A 23,428-nucleotide genomic window follows, 5' to 3' on the forward strand; every position below is an offset into this window, starting at 1 on the left:
ATACATCACAAAGTCTCTACGAATGATCCGCAGGTCACTCAGGATTTGATCTGCTGCAAGGCGTACTGAGCAGCAGCCCGCAACTCTTGATCAGGATCAGTGGCGGCCTGTTCGAGTTCTGGAATCGCTACTCGCGACAAGGCACCAATCTCACCCAGTGCATAGATCGCTCCCACACGGACTCGCTTTGCAGGATCATTCAGAACCTTCATCAGGCACAGCACTGTGTCGGGTCTTTGTGGTGCCAGCTCAGCCAGTGAGTATGTGGCCAGCCAGCGGATGTTCTCATCTGAATCCTTCAGGCAGTTCTGTAACGTATCGAGAGCCCGACCGGCAAAGCGATCATTCCGCACCAGAACTTCAGCCGCATGCAGACGAACGTAACCGTCGGGATCATCGAGCGACGTGGCCAAGGCTGGCAAAGCCTCTGCCCCCAGCGGACCCAGTTCGCCGATCACAGCCGCCGAAAAGCTGCGTACTCCCGCATCCTGCGATTTCAGTCCACCGACCAATGTCTTCAGAACCTTGGGCGATTCTGCTCCCAGGCGGCTCAAAGCGAGAGCTGAGTGAACCTTCACATAAGGATCTTCGTGGTCGAGCAGAGCATTCAGGGCAGGAACAGCTTCCTGGCCTTTTGCATCCATTTGACCTAACCGATGAACGTTATGACGAATCGCATCAACACTGCTGGTTTCCAGCCCCTGCACCAGGGGTTTAACTTCTTCACTGATCGCACCACACTTCTCAATCAGCCCTTTGATGACAGGAGCAGTTGCCCCCGTCTTTTTGGCAATAGCTGTGGGGGTGACAGTCGTCTCTTTTTCCCAATCAAAGGCATCCTGAATTCGATTCGCAGCCTCAGTTGTGGCATTGGCTGTCGAAGCGACCAGTCGGCTCTTCTCATTTTCGACCTGAGCCCAGGCCATATCGGCAGCAGCTTCGGAAGTTTCCGTGGCGAGATCAGCAAATTGAACCGCCTGATCTTTGACTTCCTTCCGCAATTCGCTGGAAAGATTCTCTCCCTTGTCTCGCAGAGAGTTTGTGGTATTGGCCCATTCGGTGCTGGCGATGGCCTTCGATTCCATCAACTCATCGGCGGCTTTGTCGCGAGCATTGCTGGCCGTGCTTTTCAGAGAGCGGCTCAGGCTTTCGATCTTTTTGGCAGAATCTGTTTGCAACTCGGCAAACGTCTCTCCCTTTTTCGATGCAGCCTGAGCCACCTGAGGTTCAGGAGTCTCCGTCGCCCAATCGAAAGTTTTGGTCGGTTGCTTCGTCGCTTTAGCTTCTGGAATCTTTCCACCCGATTTCACAGCGGCCACAAGCTGTTCAGACTTGGATGTGGTCTCCTGGGAGGGCTTTTCCAGCTTAGCTTCGGCCTCGCTTCGCCCTTCGATCTTCGAGATCCAGGCCGCAAAATCTTCGTCACCAGTCACTTCCGAAGTTGGCTTGGAAGAAACTTGAGTCTGTGTGCCGGCTGGAGCGGCTTTCTCTTTCTCTGGAGATTTACCTGCCACGAGATCTGCGGCCGGCTTACTCGCTGTCGTTTCCTTTGATGTGGCAGATTTCGCGGAGGCAGCCTTGGCAGGATCTGATTTGGCGACCTGCCCGGATTCAGCTTTGTTCTGCACACGCTCCGGCCCGTTACCACGACCGGCGGCAATATCTGCCAACGCTTCCGCCAGGAAGGGATCTTCATCCGCAGGAATCAAATCACGAGAAGGCCCGCGTGTCGGCTTGACCGCTTTCTTTTCGCTACTGGAGGTATCTTTCAAAGTGCTGTCAGACTTGGTGTCGGCCAGTGCTGTCCCTTCAAAGGCCTTTGTGCTGGAGAGACCCTTGGTGGGTTTGGTCGGATTGCTGTCTGTCGAAGCAGGACTCTTCGCCGCTGTGCCGGCTTTGGAATCGTTCTTGGCGACTTGTTTATCTGCCGATGACTTCGAAGTGGTGGACTTCTCTTTGGATTCTTGAGAAGCCACGGGGGACTTGTTCTTATCGTCTTTTGATGAAGACGACACTTTGTCGTCGTCCTTACCCCACGAGAACCAACTGGCTTTCTTTACCCCTTCACCCGCTTCGTCAGCGTCGGCAAGCTGTTCTTTTTCAGCCGTCGACTTCTTGGAAGCATTCTCTTTGGAGGCGAGGGATTCTTTACCAGCTTCCTCCTTCGAAAGCGGCTTCCCTTGAGCATCAACTTTGGGTTCCCGGTCGAACCAGCCTGTCAACGTCTGACTCGAACGAGCACAGCCCGATCCCACACTGGCCAATACAGCGGCGAGCAAAACATTTCGCAGAAGATACCACTTAACCATGTTTCTTCACCTTCCGTTGTGAAGCCCGCCTACTGAAGTGTTGAGCCAGAAAAGTTGTTCAATGCTCTCCGGCTGTCCTTGATGAGTTGGCCCAACATTCATTGACCGACAAATGATCTGGCAACTGCTCTCAACCGGGTTTGGCAGAGAAACAGCCATTCATTTGCCGCTGGAATTTCTAAGTTCAACCTGCATTCGCGAGATCAAATTCGCCGGGTGAGTTGTGCAAGAGCCGTTAATGACTCTTCTGACCCGGCAGTTCTTTCTCAGCGATGGACGCCTTCTCCGGCACCATCACTTGGGGTATCGGTTATGACGCTTGTGTGGAATCAGCCGCAACAACCGGCCCTGCCGAAGAATCCAGCGAGGATACCCCCTGTGCGGCACTACAATCATTACAACCGTTACAGATTGACGGGCGTAATCCGACATAATCGACGCCTTGCGTCCCTTCGCGTGTGATCCAGTCGTTCAGCGAGCTTAAGACTCACCAGATTTCGGCCATGGTGGCAAAGCCGTCAGATTCGGCAAATTCGTCAAGGTTGAAACTCGTTGCCGCCGATAACCACTTCTGGAGATGTTTCCGTACGGGGGTTCAAAGTGCGTCACACTGTGTTCAGCGTCATGCTGTTGCCTGCCATGAGCAGCCTGATTTTATTCGGGCTGAGTGGTTGCCAGTGCTGCCGTCTGTATAACCCTTATGCCGATGTGATTGACGATGTTTCCGATCACGAAGGAAATGCCCAGGTCTTCTGGTCTCCCCGTTGGGATCTGACTCGCATTGGTAAAGCCGACTGGTGCGGGACAAAGTGCGTGGTTTGCGGCGGCTGCAAAGAGCGGTGCCAGGAAGAAGGTTCTTATACACCTCCTTGCCGCTGTCACCCATACCCGCAGGCTTATCCCTACGTTTACCCGAATGACGCCTTGCAGCGGACGCAGTGGCAGGAAGTGCCGCCAGCCGGTGGTGTGACCCCAATGCCAGTCCCACCTTCACCAGCTCAATCAGTGAGTCCTGCGCAGCCAGCCATTCCACCAGTTCCCGGAGTGTCGCCACCGGCTGCTCTGCAACCTTACGATCAGTAAGTTCTTGCCCATCCAGCTTTGGTCTGAGTGAATCACTCACTCTGGTTTGAGACCAGTTGCCGGATAATTCGGCTGTAAAGTTCGGCCCCGCTTTGTAGTTGCTCTAAAGTGATAAATTCATCGGCAGTATGTGCCTGTCGAATCGAACCCGGGCCCAGGACGATCATCTGTTCGATTTCTGTAAACATCGTGCCATCAGTACCGTAACTGACTGTCTGCGATGATCCTGACCCCGAAAGCTCGCACATCGTTTTGACAAAGGGCGATTCCGGGTCGAGATAGAGTGGTTGTCCGCGGCGAATGACTTCAAACGTCAGTCCACAGGCAGCCGCAATCTGTTCGACCTGCGCCACCAGTTCATCCGGCTGCTGATCCGGCATGGGACGAAACGAGACCGTACAGACACTTTGTGCGGGCGTCATATTCACCACATGCGTGAAGTCGTTAATCCCTATGTTCCAACTGATCCAGGGTGGATCGAAGCGTGCATCGAGCCAGGCTGGATCAGTCAGTGTCTGGTCATGCAATCGCTTCATTTCATACAGAAAATCGATCATCGCCAGATTGGCATTGAGACCTTCGCGTGTGCTCGAATGGGCGGCTCTGCCTGAAGAGGTTGCCTTGAGAACGTACATCCCCTTATGTGCGTGAACCACACTCAGCTCGGTGGGTTCACCAATAATGCCAGCCACTTTTTCGTCCACGAGTTGTCGATAAAGTTGTGATCGAGCAGCCACATCGGCGGCTCCATAGAATCCCACTTCTTCATCAGCTGTGGCGACCACATAAATCGGTGCTGCCTGTTCCTCGACAGGGCATTGCTCAATCGCTGCGAGAAAAGCGGCGGCTGAACCTTTCATATCACAGGCACCACGCCCATACAGGCGGTCACCCATGACGACGGGTGTAAAAGGTTGTTGTGGTTGAGTCGGGCCCTGTAGAGAATCACTCTCTTTAAGGCCCACCCATCCTTCGGCAGGAACCACATCGGTGTGGCAGAAGTAGGCCACGCCACCCGTCGATTTTGCGGGGCCTCTTCGTCCGATCACACTCGATTTCAAAACACCTTTAAAATCGTGGTATGTGAGAACTTCCGTGATAAAGCCATGCTCTTTCAACCAGTTTTCTAGAAACAACGTCGCGGCATGATTACTGTCTCGGCTGACCGTCGGGATGCGAATCAGTTGCATCGCCAGTTCTAACGCCCGTGCACCGAGTCCATTCATCAGTTACGTTCCTTGTTTCGAACCTTTGACCAGTGGTCATCTTCTGGTGAGGATGAGTTCCTGAGATTCGAGATGACTTTCGAATTGGCCTGGCTTTGACTCAGTCTCAGAATGAAAGCGATCAGCGTGAAAATCTTCAGCGGTGCTGTTCGAGGAGCCACTTGTAAAGTTCAGGGTTGTTGTAAGTGGTCGTCCAGCTGTCATGGCCGACACCTGGATAGACGGTCAACTTTGGCTGGCCACCGGCAGCACGAATCGCCTCCACCATCTCTGTGGTTGCTTTGAGTGGTACGACGGAATCTGCATCACCATGAAACGTCCAGATGGGAAGCGATTTCAATGATTCTGCATACTCGGCCTTCCCACCTCCACAAATAGGCACGACGGCTGCAAACAGCGTCGGTTGTTTTGCTGCCAGTCGCCATGAACCAAAACCACCCATGCTCAGCCCTGTGAGATAAACGCGATCTTTGTCTGAATGTGTGGTCTTGAGAATGTGCTCAACCAAAGCCAGCAATTCACCAGCATCCCATCGCTCAAACACAGGCCGCTGTGTTTCCGTGGCTTGAGGTGAAACCACGATGAATTGTTCGAGTTCAGGCAAGGTTCCCACGAGCTTGGGGGGGCCATGCTTTTTGACCTTCTCCAGATCAGAACCACTTTCCCCAGCGCCATGCAAGAACAGCATCACGGGCCACTTTTTCGAAGTGTCGCTGGCGGTGTAATTCTTGGGCAGATAAATCCAATATTGAATGGCCTGTGCTGGCAGATTTTCAAGAACCAGCTTCTGCGCGACCTGTTCCCCTGCTGCGGGTGTTTTGGAAAAATCAATCGCATCGGCGGCCAGGGCCGATTTCACATGTCCTAAAGCCACAAACATCATGGCATTAAGTAACACCAGAGGGAGCCCGCAGCAAATCTTTCTGTGCCATTCTTTCAACATGTTGCCTGACTCCGTCTCAAATGGTGCTGCTTCTGAATTGAGCTGATTCTGTATAAGTCAGCAGGTCGCGCTGGCTGATCCACGATTCTCATTGAAGGTAGGCTTTAACTGAGTTGGCTGCAATCAGTTGTTGACTGAGAAACACGCCAGAAACTCCACTGAATTGGTAAGCCAGCTCCTGCATGATTAGCATGCAATATGGAAAAATCGTTTTCACCAGGGGAAGCAGGCCAATGGAAGCACAATCGACAACGATGCATTTGCTGCAACTCCTGCTGATGCTCTTTGGCGTCGATCAGGCGGGGTTACCTCCCGGGGAACCCGATCTTGTTGTCCAGCGAGCAGCACCTGCCACGGCGGTCTATCGCAGTGACTGGACGGCACCGGGCCAAGGTGACCCCGGTGCCCCGGGGATTGATGGCTTTTTTGCCGACGTCGAAATCAGCAATTTCCGGCAGGCGCTCGATCGTGCTCATCGTGATTTTTCTAATGAGCTGGATCACGACTTTGGCGTGACGCTCGCCGATTGGGATCATGCCGAAGCGAATCTCTTCCGTATGAAATTTCTGAAGCATGTCCTGGTTCGCCATGCCGGCAGCCTCTGGATTGAGCCGACACCTGCCTTTGACGAAGCCGTCATTGCCCGAGCGCAGAAAAAACTGGAAGGTAGCGATGCCAACGAGAATGGTGACGCCTCATTTCCGGGAACTCTGGAGGCTATCCCTCCTTTCTGGCGAGTGAGCTCGATGATCCTGCTGATTCGGGCAGGCGATGAGGCCGATCGAGTTCAGAAGGTGCTCGAACTTTGCCTGGGTCTCGAAGAGGCCACCGGCAACCAGGCCCACGAATTCCGCCATGCGAATCTGATGGCTGTCCCTGTCATCATGCATCGCCAGGAGAACGATCTCTGGGTGGCGATTGGCGAATCGGCACTGAGACAAGCCCTCGAGCGCACTCGCCAGTCACCAGAGATCAAGGCAGAAAAGGCGATTCGATACGAGCAGGCCATTTCCCGAATGGGGATCAGCCGGATCGGTGCGACTCATTTCGTAGATGTCGAGGGTCTGCGTGACCTGCTGCGAAAGATCCCCGATCCTGCGGTTCAAGCACAGCTTTTACTGGCGGATCTCGCGGGTTTCAGTTCCGTACAAAGCTGTGCCAGTGCCACGGGTGTTTCTCAAGGAACACTCACCATGCGCGGCCAGATCGTGTTCAATCAGGAACCCCAAGGCCTGTGGCACATGCTCGATACGCCGGCACTCACAGAAAAAGACTTTGAACGTGTGCCTGCCAAAGCTGAACTCGTGGCGGCACTCAAACTCAGCCCGGCTCAGTGGCTCAAAACTTTCCGTAAAACAATGAAGGAATCCGTCCCCGGGAGTCAGGCTTTGCTGGATGAAACGATTCAGCAGATGAATACCGAACTGGGCGTCATGGTTGAAGAAGATATCTTTTCGGCTTTCGGCGACACATGGATACTCTTTGCTTCGAGTGAGCAGGGGGCCATGCTCGACGGTGGTCTGATTGGTAGCTGGGAAGTGCGTGATCCGCGCACAGCGGTTGCTGCCTTTGCCGAGATCATGAAAGTTGTAGCGAATAGTGTGAGCGTTGAAGATGGTGCCAAAGTCCAGCAGACCGAGTTCATGGATCGCACCATCTATACCATCGAGACGCCAAGTTACTCGATTCTGCGCACCACGTGGTCGCTGTGCCTGACCGATCGACATCTGGTCGTGGCCTCGCATCCTCAAGCGATCAAGGCGTATCTGCGCTTTCTGCAAAGTGGCCAACCAGGTTTCAATACGACGATGACAGGAAAAAAGTCGTTGTCTAAGGAAGGGCAGGTGCTGGGTTACGTGTGGATGGACAGTGCGACCATCTTAACTCCCATGATTTCGTTATGGTCCACCTGGCTTGATTACAGCGGTCTGGTGAATGATGGATTTGGGGAAGAAGAGTCCAGTCGGATCCAGGCGATTGATTTTCCCTCCGCAGCGGCAATTCTGCCTTATGTCCAACCGGGGCGAGCGACCATTGTGCGTTCACCCCGAGCGATCACTCTGGAAGTCGAACGGCCACTCCCATTAATCGCTGTGATGGAGAATCTGCTGCGATCTTACCTGGCAGAGTATGAGATGAACGCCTGGTGATGATCCAGCAGCAGACAGGCAGGATCGAAGCGAGCATGATCGGGTTTTGGTTTAGGTGATCGATTGCTTCTGCAGCCACTGATTGATTTTTGCTGCCAGAATAAAGTCGTTCTCGGAAAGCCCATCAATCGCATGCGTCCAGAGATCGACACGGATGTGACGATAGCTCGTCAGGTGCAGATCAGGGTGATGTTGCTCAGCCTCGGCCAATTCGGCCAGCGCATTCAGTTGCTCCATCGCCGAGACAAAGTTGCGGGCTCGCCACGAGCGACTGATCAGCTTGTTGTCACCCGAGACCTGCCAGCCCGGTACAAGCAGCAAATGGGTGGCAATCTCAGCAGGTTCCAGTCGAGGAATGCCTCCTTCACAGGGGAGGCATTTTTTCGCCAGCAGCGATTCCGCCAGAACGGATTTGTTTGAGGCGAGTTCACATGCCGGAGATGTTGTCGTGAATTGCTGGCGATCGGACATTGAGATGCCTCCCTCGATTTATCGTATGGATTCAATCATTTGTGAATCGATACAGCATACAGGAGGGAGATGATGGGTCATGAGAGGAATTCATGCTCAGCCCAGTTTTGCAGGGTGTCATGAAGTTCCGACGGAATGCACCATCTTTCACTGCATGACAAGAATGCGGGCGCTTCACAGGACGGTCTCAATGATTCAGGCGGGGGTGGCTGGGGTCAAACGTCCTCGTTTGCCCCCAGTTCATTGGACTCCGATCGCTTATGGCGAGCATGCTCGCAAGTCAGGAAAACATGTCGCAGATGCAGGTATCCGATCCAAACTACCCAAAGGCGTCGTACGGCAAAAGGACGCAAAATGCAGCTATTTCGTCAGATTAAAATTGATGACGTTCTTGCCGGGTTTGACTTCGGCCTCGAGTGTTGATGCCGTGGTGTACTTGGCCGGTAACCCTTTTTCATCGGCGGCTGTTTCAAACTGAGCTGTGCCATCTCCTTCGGCAGCCGTGTTATCCAGCCCCTCTTCTCCTGACCCTAGCACCACTCGGCAATGGCCCACTTTACAACCACGGGTTTCCCGAATGTAGGTGAGTTCGTACTGGCCACTGGCATTGGTGATTCCAAATGCCGGTCGCCCCTGATCCGGATGAAAGGTGACTCGAACACCACTGACGGGTTCGCCTTCCATGAGAATCGTGCCAGAAACGAGTCCCAGAGCGGGAGCATCAGATACACCCAGGCAACCCGTATTCGCAGCAGAAGCGATTAGGCACAAACACAACAGGAGCTTGCGACCAGTGGCAAAGAAGCTCATCTTCTCAACTCCCACAAAACAGGTGCAGATGGATCTCTGAGGGGCCACATGATGATCGTCGAGTCGAAGAATCGATCATCGAAGAGTCGGGGCTGATTCCCTTTGTGAGATAGAGAAATCAGCCCCGGCACATTTCGTCTTGGGCTTTAGAATTCACCCACAGTTTCGTTTTTGCCGCGGGTGCTGATGGCCTGATAGGTGGGCATGTGCATGTTTTCAGAAAGGAAACGGACACTGCCATCACCCATCAGAAAGTGGGCACCACCGGTGTGATAACTTCCGGCAGCTTCTTCGGTGTAGGAATTGATGGGGTCGTTACCTTCGGCGGCAATCAGATATTCCGACATTTCTGTGGGAGGATTGCTGTCGGCACCACCCGAAAAACCATGCTTGCGGTCACTGCCACCACCGCCCAGCCTGTCGGCATCTCCCCCCGAATCGACCACTTCACTGATGAAGATCGTGTTGGAAAGTCCATCGGTGACATCCCGGAAGCGAATGCTGCTGCTGATGAAGAAAATCCCATCGCAATTCATGCAGCCACCGGCCTGTGTCATCGTGGCGAATGTGCGACCACCACTCAGGCAGTCGTCGCCATCGTTTCCAATCAATGTTCCCATGTTGGCATTGTAGTTGGATGGTGCGTAGCCATTCTTTTGAACACCCAGCGTGACATCGGGCTGCGAAGGACACCAGAAGACCGTTAATGGTGCTTTACCCACCAGATCCTGCTTGGAATCGCCTACGCCACCACCTTCAGTCCCCATACCATTCACACCCTGGACTTCGTTGTACATGGGTGCCTGATCAATGAACGGCAGCAGGCTGGCATGCCACGTCCAACCGTGACCGTTGTAAGCCGTCCCGGCGGCATTCAGCAGGACAATGCTTCCGGAAGGAAGCGCCTGATAGACATCGTGATAGTTGTGCAGAGCCAGGCCGATCTGCTTGAGATTGTTTTTGCACTGAGTTCTGCGGGCTGCTTCTCGAGCCTGCTGAACAGCTGGGAGCAGGAGTGCAATCAGAACTGCGATGATCGCAATGACCACAAGTAACTCAATCAGAGTAAAGCCACTTCGGCGTCGCATGAACAATTCCTCAAATCATGGCAAGAAAACAGGGACGAGCTGATGGTTTGCTCCGCTCGGAGCTGGCTCAAAAACAGGAGACGAAAGTAGCATGACGAGCAAACCTGTTGGTGATCACACCAGTTTGCCTGGCTACTGAAATTGGAAAAATTCGAGCATTATCAATCACTTTGAACTAGGTGAAAACACTCGTTTGTTTGTGTGAATTCCGTATGAACGTCCTGTTAAGTAACTGATAGGAATTAAAATCGATTACTGGTTGACAAATCATCACAACTGAACAGCCTCCAAAGCAAATCACGGTCAGTCGCTGTGACAGCCACTGACCGTGATTTGTAAGGTGAGAAGAATGCCTGCCGTTCAATCGTGGGGATCAGCCAAGGATTCCTGCCATAGGCAGAATGGACGGATCGAGGATGCTGGCGGGGTTGGCTCCCAGCCAGTCCTTGAGAATCGAGGCATAAACGCTGCGGAAATCAGTGGTGTGGTGTAAGTCCCCCACGTCATCCAGTCGGGCAAGATCGGAACGCGTTCCGTGGAACCCTGCTCGGGAAGTTCCTCCCGCCATGAACATGAGGTTCGCCGTCCCATGATCCGTTCCTTCGCTCTGGTTCTCGGCCACACGGCGGCCAAACTCAGAAAAGGTCACAATCAGTGTGCGATCCAGATGCCCTAAGTTTTTCAAATCGCGCACAAAGCTTGAGAGGCTCTCACTCAGTTCCTGCAACAGCATCGCATGACGCATCTTCTGTGTGGCATGATGATCAAACCCGGGCAGTGATACGTAATAGACCCTGGTCGGAACCTCTGCGGCAATCATTTTCGCCACCAGTCTGAGTGTCTGCGAAAACTGATAGGGCAGGTAATCCCTTGTTGTCGGCTGCAACCTCACCTTTTCGGAAAGCTGTCTCGAAACAGACAGGACGTCGTTCCCTGTTCGCTGCAGAAATGCCAAAGAAGAATTCGCACTCACTGAGGGAACATGAACTTTGGCCAACTCGTCTTCTCGCGCTGATCCGCCGGAAAACTGAAAGAGCTGAGGATTCGAGAGAGTCACAACGCGCGGATGATCGCCGGCAAAGGTTTGTGCCGTTCGTTCGCCAAGCTGCACACCCAGTGTTGGTGTCGCCGCTTTTGAGCATTCGCTGTCAAAGTATCGGCCAATCCAGCCACTGGCGATATTCTTCTCCGATCCCGAAGCCGTCTCCCAGATTTCGGTGGATCGAAAGTGCGAGCGGTCAGGATTCGGGTATCCCACACCCTGAATCAGACTGAGCAGGCCATCTTCCCACAACTCCCGCAGAGCGTACATTTCTGAATGGAAACCACAGTAATCGTCAATCCTGAGCACGTCTTCCTGCGCCACAGAGAGCTTGGGACGTGCCTTGTAATACAGATCATCACCGTAGGGGACGAGTGTGTTAAGCCCATCGTTCCCGCCAGCCAGTTGAACCAGCACGAGGATGCGATCATCCGGCAAACCCTCAATGGGTGCATGAGCCAGCGCCTGGCGTGACTGCACCACAAACTGCGGAAGTGTCAGACTCCAGGCAGTCAACAGTCCTGCCTGCTTCAGAAATTCGCGTCGACTGGAAAAAGAGATTGCCATGCTGACCTCGCACTGAATCGATGGATGAGAATTTCCGCTTGATACAACCAATCATGTGAGCTGGTAATCGGGCGAACTGAGGATCAGCCGCAGGACTGCCTGAACCCGCAAAGGTCCCACGTTTCGTGTCGCCGCCTCCATGGCAGCTGCCCGAAGTTCTGCCCGTGGTAAATCCACCAGCAATCGATTCAGCAGTTGGTCAGCCAGATCGGCAGACGAGTCCGGGAGACCGGCAGGAAAGAGTTTGTCTGGCGAGAATTTGACTTCGTAAGCGGGGCCGGTTTCCCGTTCGCCGCGACGAGGTGCCATCATCCCTTCACCCTCAGACATTCCTCCTCCCATACGAGCAAGAAATCTGGCTCGCTCCGCAGGATCTTTGGGAAGCATGACCGGCCGACCGCGATCCCGCCCCATGGGGTCCATTCCTGGAGGCTCTTTCGATTCCAGAACAATATCCGTGAGGTGGTATCTCAGTGCCAGAGTTCCAGCGCTGATCCATGTTTCACCACCTGGCCAGCCTTTCACATTGGGTGGCTCAAAGAGTTCCTGACCCAGGGCTGCCAGATATTTGTTGACTCCTCGCGTATAGGTTGTGTCGAGTTGCAATTGACGACAGGTGCTCACCCAGAGCACGACCGGACTCTTGATGAGACGATTTCTGGACCCATCGGTGTAAAACTCGTCAGCAGTGAACAGCACGCGCAGCATCGGTGCGATCTCACCACCGGTTGATCGGAACACCTCGGCCATCTGCTGTTGGACTCGACCGGTTTCATCACTCAGACCAAAGTAGCTGGCCAGTTTTTCAGCAAGAAATAATCCGCAAGCCGGGTGATTGACTGTGAGTTCGATCACTTCATCGAGACCGAATGTGCCTGTTTTTCCAAAGATTGTTTTAGTGCCCGAATCGTGCCGCTCGACCACCAGTTCTGCGACAATACCATCGCGCGTAAAGCGTCGATTATCCGCTGGGTTGGTTGGTCTCTGGGGTAAGGTTGTGCCAGGTGGAGCATTCAGCTGCCACCCTGAGAGTGCACGAGCCGCCTCGCGAATATCGGCCTGAGTGTAATGACCGTGCCCGAGAGCAAAGAGTTCAAAGAGTTCGCGGGCGTAATTCTCATTGGGCTGTGTTTTTTCGCTGTCCTCCAGATCGAGATAAATCATCATGGCGCCATCAATCGTCATGGCTCTCAGCAGCTGACGAAAGTTCCCCAACGCATGCTTTCGTTGAGTCGCATTCTGCTCGTACATGGCTTGAGATATGAGAACCTTGCCAATGCTCGAGGCAAAGTGGCTGTGCCAGAAGAGTGTCATCATCTCCCGCAGTGGTACCAGAGACGTCAGCATCTCATTCACCCACCAGCGGCGCAGATCAGCAATCTCACGGGCATACCGACCGTTGGTCGCACCATGCTTGCCGCGAAATTCTTCGGCAGTGGTATCTGCATATCGCCGCTCTGTGTTCACCCACGGTGTTTTGACCCACTCGGGCGGCGTAGGGCAAGGGGCCTTCTGAGCGTCTTCCAGAAGCTGATCGACTGCCTGTTCTCGTGATAAGGCAGCCAGTTTCTCTTCGTGCTTCAGATCGAAGCCAAATCCCGTCCTCGCGAGGAGATGCCGGGCGGCTAGTGACGACCATCCCGACTGCTGTGCTTCATGGACACGATTGCGAGGCATGCCAGCCCTCCGGTTCCGCAGTTGAAAACTCTCCAGCAGTCACCATGGACTCTGTGCCAATCTTTTCGATCAGAGCCAGTGACTATACACAGGCAGAATTTTATTGCAAATGAATTGCAAATAAGATTACGGGCTTTAGAATGTTCTAGCATTGGAAGTTCTAAAGATATTGATGTGCAGTTGCAGTACATAAGATCTTTGGCTTTGGTTCCCAGGTCAGTGGTCGATCGATGCCTCTGGTAGATCGACTTTCGAGCCTGAAATGTAACGGTTTATCAAGTATCCAGTTCAAGTTTTTGTTTTTTTACACTAGTGATCGAGGAGGTCTCTTCGCATGAACATCCAGAAACGACATGGTTTCACTTTGATTGAACTGCTGGTAGTGATCGCCATTATTGCAATATTAATTGCATTGCTTTTACCAGCCGTGCAGCAGGCCAGAGAGGCCGCCAGGCGAACTCAATGCCGAAATAATCTCAAGCAACTGGGTCTGGCTCTCCATAATTACGAGAGCACTTTCACGGTCTTTCCCACAGGTGGAAACAGTTCGAGTTACTCGGTCCAGGCTCGAATTCTCCCCTATATCGATCAGGGCAATGTGCAGAATCTGATCAACTTCAGCGTGCCTCCACAGATTGGCTCCGGCCCCAGTTCGACAGTCAATCCGGCACTTGCGACAGTTTTCCCGAACGTGGTGCCCGTTTTCCTTTGCCCCAGCGATCCTGCTCCCACGCAATATCGATTCGCTTCCGGAGCCAACACTTATACCTACGGCGGCAACAACTACATGGTCAGCACCGGCAGCGGGACCGGCACCTTCTACGACGACCGCTTTCCCACAGATGGAATCTTCTGGTTTAACTCGAGTGTCCGCTTCCGGGACATCACTGACGGGACTTCCAATACCGTTTTCATGAGTGAAACCATTCGCGCCGATGGAAGCCCTGACAGCACGAGTGAACCATTTCCTTACCGCAAGCTGCTGGCTGGAACTTCCGGTGCCTCGAGCAGTGGAGCTCCCGCCACGGGCGGCTACATGGGTTCTGGAAGTGGCTGGCAAACAGGCCTCATCAGCAATCCCGATCTCGCTCCCGTCATTCCCGGAAAGACCTGGAAAGGTGGAACGGATGGCTCAGGACGCGGCCTCTCCTGGGTTCGTTCACTCAGCACTTACGTCACCACCAACGGTTATAACCGACCCAACAGCAACATCCCCGATGTTCAAGTTCACGGCGTCGGCTTCTATGGCCCTCGCAGTCTCCACACAGGTGGCGCTCACGTATTGATCGGCGACGGAACCGTTCGCTTCCTCTCTGAGAACATCGATATCACACTCCACCGCGCACTTCACAGTCGCAACGGCAACGAAGTCGTCTCCGAATTCTAACCCCTGGCGGGGCTTGGGGCAGCGTATGGACGCCAGTCGTTCATTAACGAAAGGGGCTTACGCTGCCAGAGGGTGATATGAGTGAATTGCCCATGCCTCTTGCGGGGTTTGTGGCAGCGTATGGACGCAAGTCGTTCATTGATGAATGGGGCCTACGCTGCCAGAGAGTAATGTGAGTGAATTGCTCATGCCCCTTGCGGCGTGTGTGGAAGCGTATGGACGTCAGTCGTTCATTGATGATTGGCGCCGACGCTGCCAGAAAATCTTCAGTCAGGCATACTGCCTGGAAAGTCACTTTATCGCTTGAGAGCGGTGGGTGACTTTCTGCCATTCGATAAAGACGTGTTGGCGGAAATAGAATGACTTCTACACAACATCAGAATTTAGCGGTCGTTCCTGGAGAGCAAATGAAATGAATCGATGGTACTTGCAGGTTTGTGGTTGGATCACGGCTGGTCTGTCTCTTTGGGGCACATCTCAGGCGACAGAAGTATGGCCTGGCTTTCGAGGCCGGGGAGACAGCCATATGGATGGTGGCCAACTCCCATGGTCCTGGGAAGCGCGAGGTCAAGTTCAAGGGAACTGGTCGATCCGACTCAAAGGCTATGGGCAATCCAGCCCTGTCGTCTGGAAAAATGTCGTCTATGTGACATCCATCTCGGGAGAGATGAAGGAGCACCTGCACCTTTTCGCGTTTCATCTTGCTGACGGTGCCCTTCTTTGGGAGAAGGAGTTTTCCGCCACTCAGAAGGTCAAGGACAGCGACACCGTTAGCCGGGGGGCTCCGACGCCAGTTGTAGATGATGGTCATGTTTATGCCATGTTTGAAAGTGGCGATCTCTTTGCACTCGACCACTCAGGAAATCTGAAGTGGGAGCGATCTATTGTCAAAGACTATGGTGAGTTCAAGGGCCCGCATGGCTATGCCAGTTCACCGCTGCTGGTGAACGACCTGTGTGTCATTCAAGTGGCGCATTCAGGCCCTTCTTACATTCTGGCTCTGGATCGAAAGTCAGGCCAGAACCGCTGGAAGGTTGATCATCCGTCACAAACAGGGTGGAGTTCGCCGGCAGTTTACGACAAGGATGGCCAGTCTCAGATCCTGATTTCGACTGCCGGGAGTGTCCGCTCTTTGAATCCTGAGAATGGGGCCACACTTTGGATGAGTGAAGAGATCCAGGGCAACTCCACAGCATCTCCCACAGTGGTCGGAGATCTCGTCGTGATTGGTGCCGCAACAGAGCGGGGTGGTGGGGGCGGACGACGCACTGGGACAACCCCACCTGGCGTCACTCCATCTGCTCCGACTTCAAGTTCACCTGTTCAGACTTCTCAGGGTGAACAGCCTCAGGACGCAACATCAAAACCTCCGGGTCCTTCAGGAAATGAATCGGCGGGTTCGCCATCCAGCAGTGAGCGTCCGCAGAGTCCACCCTCCAGCAAACCTACAGGAAGTGGCGTTTTTCGCCTGCATGATCTTTCGGCCGATCAGACTCGTCTGGTCTGGAAATCGGATAAGGTTTCTTCGGGCTATGCTTCACCCGTTGTTGTGGGAGATTTCGTCTACTTCGTGAATCGAGTGGGTGTCGTGACTTGTGCAAGACTCAGCGATGGAGCGATCCAGTGGCAACACAGGCTCCCCGGTGAAGTCTGGGCCTCTCCGATTGCCAATAATGGACACGTCACTTTCTTTGGAAAGTTTGGCTTTGTGGTCACGCTCAAAAGCGGGCCACAGATTGAAGAGATCGGCGAAAGCAATATCTCGACAACCGAGGTCGTTTATGGAGTTGCAGCCGTTGATAACAGTTGGATTGTTCGCACTGGTCGAGGATTGATTCGGATCAGTGACCCATCGAATACGAAGCCGAGTTCTCCAGCAAATTAAGGCTGGCTCTCGTGGTGGGATGAATGAAAAGGCTTTGCTGAACGAAAAGCGCGTCTGCAATCATGCACCGACGCCCTTTTCTATTGAACCTGTGGATCCCCTGAATTTCGGACATTTCACAAGTCTAGCAAAGTTTAAACGATTCAAATTTCGTCAGAATTGTGCTGGGGTCGATAGGTGCGTACCACCACGGTATCAGCGAGCAGGTCGCCGACTCTTTGCCATTTGTACTGCAGGCCAATCAGCATGACTCCCACGACGTAGTTGAAAAAACCATCGATGAGAATGGCCGCATTTCGCAAGATCGAGCGAAAGAATCCACAAGGCCTGAGTGTCGTTCTCAAGGTCTCGATCCGGCACAGAAACTTTCCGGGAGTCGTCCCCCACGTCCCTTCGACCCAGCAGTACATCAGAAACACAATCAGGAAATAGCTGAAGTAGCCCAGACCCACCACTAAGGCCCAGATGGCCCATTGAGTCAACTCTTTCTCAACCATGTTCCCATTCTGGAAAGTCCCGATCACTGCCGACCAGTCCATCTGATAAATGTAGTAACCGGCCAGTGCATAAGGCGGGATGGAGAAGATCATAAAGTCGAAGGTGCGGGCAATTCCTCGGCGAAGAATCGAAGCCATTTCCACTGTCTGGTCCGAAAGCTCCAACTGATTTGTACGGAACATGGCCATGAGAATGGTGGGCACCAGGCCAATGAAAATCAGCACAGAGAAGCCAAAGATCATGTTCCACTGAATAATGCCCAGGTAATAGGCCACTGCCGGCTGTGCGGCCCAGCCGGCCAGCTTGATCGGTTTCTGCAATTCTCCATTGATCAGCGGATGCATCCGCAGCCCGTGGGCCACATCATTTGTAATGAAGACGATCGTGTCATCGCTGGCGCCCGGTACTGCAAAGACTTCACCATCGGCATTCACTTCCAGATCCGCACGGGTGACCAGCCTCGGCTCGGCAGACCAACCCTCAGCAGTCCGTTCGTAGACCGAATAGAACTGGCCATTCACATCCCGCATCACCAGCCGCGTGACATTGGACGACGGCAGAATCGTGAGTGGTAGCAAATCGGCTGGAAAATCAAGTGTCTCCCAGTCGGCAGGGTCATTTGTGGCAGGCTGTGGTTTCGGCGCCAGATCATCCACCGGTTCGTTTGGTCTGAGAAACTCATCAGCCTCCATCGAGCGATAAACCGTTTTCCCACCCTCAGTCACAATCAGGTACACTTTGGTTCCCAGTGAGGCAGTCTTCACGTGGAGGTTGTTCGTAGAGACCACCAGATCCTCCCCAGGCGGGGCGACGATTACGGGTTCTTCTCCATTACCTGTCGATGGCTCATTAGCAGGAGTCATGAACTCCGGTAGATTCAGGCCGATGCCACGACTGTCGAGCCCACCGTCGATGCGCCGTAATCCCAACAGCAGAGTCGGTTTTCCTTCGAGCAATAAAATCGAGGTCGAACTTCTGCAGACTGGTCTGCCGCGAATCAGGATCGCATCCGACTGCACTTCTCCCGGGCCGCTGGCGGCCATGTCAAACTGCGTTTCACGCTCGACCGAGATACCGCCCTGAATTTTCTCCGCGCGATACAGTGCATCAATAGTGATAAGGTACACCTGCTGGTCGTTCGCGAGCACCGCCAGAGCGGCACTATCGGCAAGTGGCCTCGCAATCTCTCCATTGGCTTCCATGGGGAGTTTGACGCCTGAACCATCTTTGAGCGAAAAAGCGACGAGTGAGCCACGAACACCCACGCCACCCACACCACCGACATACTGGTCTTCCGTCCCCACAACCAGAAAATCTCCCCACCGGGCAGAAAGTTCGGGCTTGAAGCTACGGACAATCGTAAAACCCTTCTCGAATTGCCGCTGCATGCGGAACTGCTCAAAGAACTGAATCGCGAACGGCCCAGCGACCGTCACGATGGCAAACGCAATCATGAGACCAATGTAGACCTTACGGCCCTGTTCAGATCGATAGCCCAGAGGTGGTGGATCGGAATAAGGAACAGTCTCTGGCAAAATCTGTGAACTGGACATATTCCCGGCTCTCCAAGTCTCAAAATTTGAGGGACTGGCAGAATTGTGAAATCAAGAACTGTTCGCGCAATTCCACTGGAAGAATGCAATGCACAAAGGTTGGCTTCAAGAGGTGGCGCTATAATCTTTTGTTTTGAGCTGCATACGGGCTCGTTAGCCATCGTGAGCAAACCGCGAGAAGTCGAAAATCAGCGGGTGGTCTGTAATCCACCCCATCCCCGAGGATGACTGAAAACACTATGGGATATGCGAGTTTACAGGCCTGTGTGCGTGATCTCGAACAACACAATATGCTGCGGCGTATTGATGCCGAGATCGATCCCTGCCTGGAAATGGCCGAGATCCAGCGGCGGGTTTATCTGGCCAAGGGCCCGGCTCTTCTCTTTACCAGACCTAAGGGGTGCCGCTTTCCGATGGTTTCCAACCTGTTTGGAACGATTGAACGCACACGATTTCTTTTTCGTCACGAACTCGAAGCGGTTCGTCATCTGGTCGAACTCAAGATCGATCCGCAGCAACTGGCGAAAAAGCCGTGGCGATACTGGGATGTGCCACTCACTCTCTGGAAAATGTGGGTGCGGCGGGTGCGTTCGGGCCCTGTTACCGCCTGCGAAACGACGATCAGTCAGTTGCCACAACTGAAGAGCTGGCCCAACGACGGTGGCGGCTTTATCACTTTGCCACAGGTTTACAGCGAAGATCCCTTCGCACCAGGCTTTGGCAAGTCGAATCTCGGGATGTACCGAGTTCAGTTAACGGGAAACGATTATCTGCCCGATCGTGAAATCGGTCTGCATTATCAGATCCACCGCAGTATTGGTGTCCATCATGCCCATGCGGCCCAGCGTGGTGAACGACTCAAGGTCAACATTTTTGTCGGCGGCCCACCGGCGATGACCTTAGCCGCCGTCATGCCCTTGCCTGAGGGACTTTCGGAACTTCTTTTTGGGGCCGCACTGGGTGGCAGGCCGATTCGCATGGTTTCGCGCCGGGGAGAACTTCCGTTCTGGGCCGATGCCGATTTTGTCATCACCGGATCGATTGATCCCCATGAAACCAAGATCGAAGGCCCGTTTGGCGATCACCTAGGGTACTACAGCTTGCCGCATCCCTTCCCGGTGATGCAGGTCGATAAGGTGTACCACCGCAAAGACGCCATCTGGCCATTAACGGTCGTTGGTCGGCCACCTCAGGAAGACACCTCCTTCGGCGAGATCATTCATGAGATTACCGGCCCGATCATTCCCACAGTCATCCCCGGTGTGAAGGCCGTGCATGCCGTCGATGCGGCTGGTGTGCATCCTCTGCTTCTGGCAATTGGCAGTGAGCGCTATACGCCTTATGCGAAGCGAAATCGTCCCCAGGAACTCCTCACACAGGCCAATGCAATCCTTGGACAGGGACAACTCTCACTGGCCAAGTATCTGCTGATTGTGGCTCATGAAGATGAACCATCGCTCGACATCCACGACATCGAGGCCTATTTCGCTCATCTCTTGCGCCGGATTGACTGGTCGCGTGATCTGCACTTTCAAACCAAAACAACCATCGACACACTCGATTACTCAGGGAGTGGTTTCAACGAAGGCTCAAAAGTGGTGATGGCAGCCACCGGGCCCGTTCGTCGGGAGCTACCTACTAACATCACGGAAGAGTTTCATTTGCCAGATGGATTTCGAAATCCCAAACTCTGCATGCCGGGTGTGCTGGCGATTGAAGCTCCGGCCTTTCAGCCAGAAAACGCGGATCTGCGCAGGTTCTGCGATGCGTTTCCAGTCAATTCGCCGATCAACAGCTTCCCGTTGATAATGCTGGTCGATGATGCCGATTTCTCGGCTCGCACACTCAACAACTGGTTATGGGTGACATTCACCCGATCGAACCCTGCCATTGATATCGATGGCATTGGTGCGTTTACAGAAGCCAAGCATTTTGGCTGCACAGGGAGCCTTGTGATCGATGCACGAATCAAGCCTCAGCATGCTCCACCTTTGATCGAAGATCCTCAAGTTTCTGCCCGAATCGATCAATTGGCAATTCGAGGTGGGCCATTGGCAGGATTATGGTAGATTCAAAGGGGCGTCCGGTGACCAAGGCTCCCTGCATCGTGACGACTGTGACAGGTCGTTATGGTGGTGACTTATGTCCTGCCCTTACAAATTTTGCCCGCCTGTTCGAACCACCCGTATCTTCTTGACGATGGTGATTCTCGGAATCTGTCCTTCCCCTGGCGACTGGCCCTTATCCTGCTTCGACCTAACACAACGCAGAGAATCTGTTAGAACATTGGCCTGGGCCCATCATCTGCAAGCTGAAAGAGAGCAGCCTGCAAGACAGCCAGCCAATGATGCCGCGAGCGATGCCCGCCAGCGTGTCGATCTGGCCTTACAGACACTCGACTATACACAGCCCCCTGCGCCGGAGTTGCTGGCTGATCTCAAACGACTGGTCGTGAGCCATGACGTGGATAATCTGGTTCGCCGCAGAGCTGCGATCGCTCTGGCCAGGTTAGGATCGCGAGCACCTTCGGGAGTGGCTGCATTAAAGCAAGTGCTGACAGAAGTGAAATCGGGTAAAGAACCTGCGAGCACACTTCTGTGGGTGTTACCTGCACTGGGCCGGTATGGTTCGCTGGCACATGAGACCGCCGCCGACTTGGCGTTCATTGCGTTCGACAGCCATTACCCGGAAGAAATTCAGCTCAGTGCCATTGCGGCACTCGTCGAGATGGGAGCCACTCGCGAGGGCTTGGCTGTGATCGAGAAGCTGTTGACCAATCGTCACTTGCCGCTTGAATTGAGAACAGCCGGAATGCAGGGGGTCATTGCCTATCGGCAGGAAGCGTCGATACTTTTGCCGCAGGTTCTCCGCTGGCTCGATGACGAAAACTTCGCTTTGAGAGCCATGGCGGCGGAGGCGATTGGCGGTTTTGGTGAGCGGGCGATGGTGGCCGAAGAACGGCTTGCCGCCATGTTTCTGGATGATCCTGCTCCACTCGCGCGGGAGAGCGCTGCACAGGCGATTCTTGCGATTTCTCCGCAGCCTCCCCCATGGATCATCAACATTTATGATGAGACCATGACAGAGATTGCCAAAGTGGAAGCCGCCATGTCGTCGGGGTCGTTGGCTTCGAAAGCAGGACAACTTTCCGACGATCTCCAGGCCGAATTGGCTTTGAAGCTCGCTGCCTTACGACTGCGGCAACTCGAGATTCTGCAATTGATGGGGAGCAGCAGAGACTGGCAACCGATGGCGACGAATTCAGCGAGGCCCCAGGGTGCGGCAGATCTGACTCAGTGGAAACTCTGGCGAGCACGTTTTGAAGCTGCCCTGAAAAGTGATTCGCTAAAAGTGAGCCTGCTGGCATTAGAGATCCTGCTGCGATCAAACACCTTGAAAGGTGTCGAATGGCAGCCAGTGATTCAGCGTGGATTGTTCAGTACAAGCCCGGAAGAACGGCGGGCGACAGTCAGGCTCTTTCAGAAGTATCCCTGGGATGCTCAGTGCCAGATCTGGCTGGAGGGTTTACTGAAAGACCTGCAAGGCCAGGCCCTGCAGATCGAAGACCAAGCCCCTTCTGTAAATTCACAAGCTCCCGCAGAGCAGCGGCTGGAGACCTTGCAACGGATCGATGGCCTGACGGATCGTCAGGTGGTTCAGCAGGCCGCGACCCGCCAGCAGCGATTGCTTTCTCAGCAAATGGCGGCTGTGCGAGCCGCCATTCGAGCTGTTGAAACCAGGAAGGTTCCCGCACCATGAAGGTGGTTGTGGCCAGCACTTCATCCAGTCAGGCTGCCGGAGCGAGACTCCTGTTTCCTTTGGAGAAGGACATACAGGCAGAGGCCCTGGCGGCAGGTGCCGAAGCTCACTGGCTGCTGGCGTTGTCAACAGAAGATGATGCCAGCGTGATAGGGGCTGCCCTGGCCCTGCCAGGAAAAGACGGGGTGATCATGGTCTGGCCTCCTCGAGTTCAAGAGGGTGTTTCTGAACGGGTGGCCCAAGAGGTGGAAGATCGACTGCTGGAGCAATTGCGAAATCAACTATCGCATATCCAACGAGGATCAGTTGATCTCCCGATGGCATACGCCCAGTCATTGGCCGACCCAGAGGAATTGAATCGATGGCTGCTGTTGACTCGCATTGGATTTGAGCAGGTCGGAAACATTCTCTTTTATGGAAAAGACCTGCAGACGTACTGGAACGAAAAATCGCCAGAATTGGCAGAGCCAGCTCGCGTGCATGAACTTTTGGAAGGCAATGAAAACTGGCGAACGTTATCGCTCAGTGACATGCAAGCCCCAGAGGACGTCGCCCTGATTCTCGATTCAACCTTACAGGGAAGTCTCGATCTCCCTTGCCTCGACGGCTTCCGCAGTGGTGCACAAATGCTGTTGGGGCACCTCCAATCGCCTCGATTCTGCAATGAGTTGACGCGTGTCGCATTTGTGAAGAATCGACCAGTGGCTGTGGGAATGCTGAGTGAAGATGCAGAAAGAGCGACAGTGGAGTTGTCGTACCTCGGCGTTGTTTTTGGGCAACGGGGCCAAAAATTTGGGCAGCGACTGTTGAGAGAATTGGAACTGCGGGCACTGGCGAGGCGACAGCGCTGGGCCATGCTGGCCGTAGATGCCACAAACCATTTTGCAATAAAACTTTACGAGAACTGTGGCTATGTGCCGCTCTTCTCGCGAGAGGTTTTCATCAGCTTTCCAAACACTCTCTGAGAAAGAAATTGACAG

At 53.8% G+C, this 23,428-nt stretch carries 16 protein-coding genes; 7 read left to right on the forward strand and 9 right to left on the reverse strand.

The window, feature by feature from the left end; translation table 11 throughout:
* Window positions 1-38 precede the first annotated feature (38 nt).
* On the reverse strand, window positions 39-2,309 hold the full coding sequence (locus tag PLIM_RS21710) for a HEAT repeat domain-containing protein (RefSeq protein ID WP_013112466.1): 2,271 nt from the start codon (window positions 2,307-2,309) through the stop codon (window positions 39-41).
* 600 nt (window positions 2,310-2,909) lie between these two features.
* On the opposite strand from PLIM_RS21710, the gene PLIM_RS21715 reads away from it, so the two are divergent.
* Entirely contained in the window at window positions 2,910-3,392 is a 483-nt protein-coding gene (locus PLIM_RS21715; protein ID WP_148227231.1) for a hypothetical protein, read from the forward strand.
* 32 nt (window positions 3,393-3,424) lie between these two features.
* Here PLIM_RS21715 and PLIM_RS21720 read toward each other — a convergent pair whose 3' ends face one another.
* Both PLIM_RS21720 and PLIM_RS21725 read right to left on the reverse strand, forming a co-directional pair.
* The gene (locus tag PLIM_RS21720; RefSeq protein ID WP_013112468.1) at window positions 3,425-4,618 is read right to left on the reverse strand and encodes a M20/M25/M40 family metallo-hydrolase; all 1,194 of its coding nucleotides are present in this window, start codon (window positions 4,616-4,618) and stop codon (window positions 3,425-3,427) included.
* A 136-nt stretch (window positions 4,619-4,754) separates the two neighbouring features.
* The gene (locus PLIM_RS21725; RefSeq protein ID WP_013112469.1) at window positions 4,755-5,561 is read right to left on the reverse strand and encodes a carboxylesterase family protein; all 807 of its coding nucleotides are present in this window, start codon (window positions 5,559-5,561) and stop codon (window positions 4,755-4,757) included.
* A gap of 233 nt (window positions 5,562-5,794) precedes the next feature.
* Here PLIM_RS21725 and PLIM_RS21730 point away from each other — a divergent pair, with 233 nt between their 5' ends.
* Entirely contained in the window at window positions 5,795-7,711 is a 1,917-nt protein-coding gene (locus PLIM_RS21730) for a hypothetical protein (RefSeq protein WP_013112470.1), read from the forward strand.
* 51 nt (window positions 7,712-7,762) lie between these two features.
* Here the strand turns inward: PLIM_RS21730 and PLIM_RS21735 are convergent, their stop codons facing one another.
* The 5 genes from PLIM_RS21735 to PLIM_RS21755 all read right to left on the reverse strand — a co-directional run bounded on the left by PLIM_RS21735 (window position 7,763) and on the right by PLIM_RS21755 (window position 13,366).
* The gene (locus PLIM_RS21735; protein WP_013112471.1) at window positions 7,763-8,182 is read right to left on the reverse strand and encodes a 4a-hydroxytetrahydrobiopterin dehydratase; all 420 of its coding nucleotides are present in this window, start codon (window positions 8,180-8,182) and stop codon (window positions 7,763-7,765) included.
* A 360-nt stretch (window positions 8,183-8,542) separates the two neighbouring features.
* Entirely contained in the window at window positions 8,543-8,992 is a 450-nt protein-coding gene (locus tag PLIM_RS23445; protein WP_013112472.1) for a transthyretin-like family protein, read from the reverse strand.
* A 146-nt stretch (window positions 8,993-9,138) separates the two neighbouring features.
* On the reverse strand, window positions 9,139-10,080 hold the full coding sequence (locus tag PLIM_RS21745) for a DUF1559 domain-containing protein (protein WP_013112473.1): 942 nt from the start codon (window positions 10,078-10,080) through the stop codon (window positions 9,139-9,141).
* 373 nt (window positions 10,081-10,453) lie between these two features.
* Complete coding sequence (locus PLIM_RS21750) at window positions 10,454-11,689, reverse strand: DUF1501 domain-containing protein (protein ID WP_013112474.1); 1,236 nt, start codon at window positions 11,687-11,689, stop codon at window positions 10,454-10,456.
* A gap of 51 nt (window positions 11,690-11,740) precedes the next feature.
* Window positions 11,741-13,366, reverse strand: a complete 1,626-nt coding sequence (locus tag PLIM_RS21755) for a DUF1800 domain-containing protein (protein ID WP_013112475.1) — start codon at window positions 13,364-13,366, stop codon at window positions 11,741-11,743.
* Between the two features lie 334 nt (window positions 13,367-13,700).
* Between PLIM_RS21755 and PLIM_RS21760 the strand changes: the two genes are divergently transcribed.
* Both PLIM_RS21760 and PLIM_RS21765 read left to right on the forward strand, forming a co-directional pair.
* Window positions 13,701-14,753: a DUF1559 domain-containing protein gene (locus PLIM_RS21760; protein ID WP_013112476.1), complete on the forward strand. Its 1,053-nt coding sequence runs from the start codon at window positions 13,701-13,703 to the stop codon at window positions 14,751-14,753.
* A 412-nt stretch (window positions 14,754-15,165) separates the two neighbouring features.
* Window positions 15,166-16,638 carry an outer membrane protein assembly factor BamB family protein gene (locus PLIM_RS21765; RefSeq protein WP_013112478.1) on the forward strand — a complete coding sequence of 491 codons (1,473 nt, stop codon included), beginning with the start codon at window positions 15,166-15,168 and terminating at the stop codon, window positions 16,636-16,638.
* A 143-nt stretch (window positions 16,639-16,781) separates the two neighbouring features.
* On the opposite strand, the gene PLIM_RS23450 is transcribed toward PLIM_RS21765, so the two are convergent.
* On the reverse strand, window positions 16,782-18,689 hold the full coding sequence (locus PLIM_RS23450; protein ID WP_013112479.1) for an RDD family protein: 1,908 nt from the start codon (window positions 18,687-18,689) through the stop codon (window positions 16,782-16,784).
* 239 nt (window positions 18,690-18,928) lie between these two features.
* Between PLIM_RS23450 and PLIM_RS21775 the strand changes: the two genes are divergently transcribed.
* The 3 genes from PLIM_RS21775 (at window position 18,929) to PLIM_RS24870 (ending at window position 23,413) form a co-directional block, all read left to right on the forward strand.
* Window positions 18,929-20,758, forward strand: a complete 1,830-nt coding sequence (locus PLIM_RS21775) for a UbiD family decarboxylase (RefSeq protein ID WP_013112480.1) — start codon at window positions 18,929-18,931, stop codon at window positions 20,756-20,758.
* Window positions 20,759-20,975: 217 nt separating this feature from the next.
* On the forward strand, window positions 20,976-22,448 hold the full coding sequence (locus PLIM_RS21780; protein ID WP_041402493.1) for a HEAT repeat domain-containing protein: 1,473 nt from the start codon (window positions 20,976-20,978) through the stop codon (window positions 22,446-22,448).
* The gene (locus PLIM_RS24870) at window positions 22,445-23,413 is read left to right on the forward strand and encodes a GNAT family N-acetyltransferase (RefSeq protein ID WP_013112482.1); all 969 of its coding nucleotides are present in this window, start codon (window positions 22,445-22,447) and stop codon (window positions 23,411-23,413) included. The genes PLIM_RS21780 and PLIM_RS24870 overlap by 4 nt, the downstream gene beginning before the upstream one ends.
* Window positions 23,414-23,428: the final 15 nt, after the last annotated feature.

Origin of the sequence: Planctopirus limnophila DSM 3776, from assembly GCF_000092105.1 — a bacterium.
GTDB lineage: Bacteria > Planctomycetota > Planctomycetia > Planctomycetales > Planctomycetaceae > Planctopirus > Planctopirus limnophila.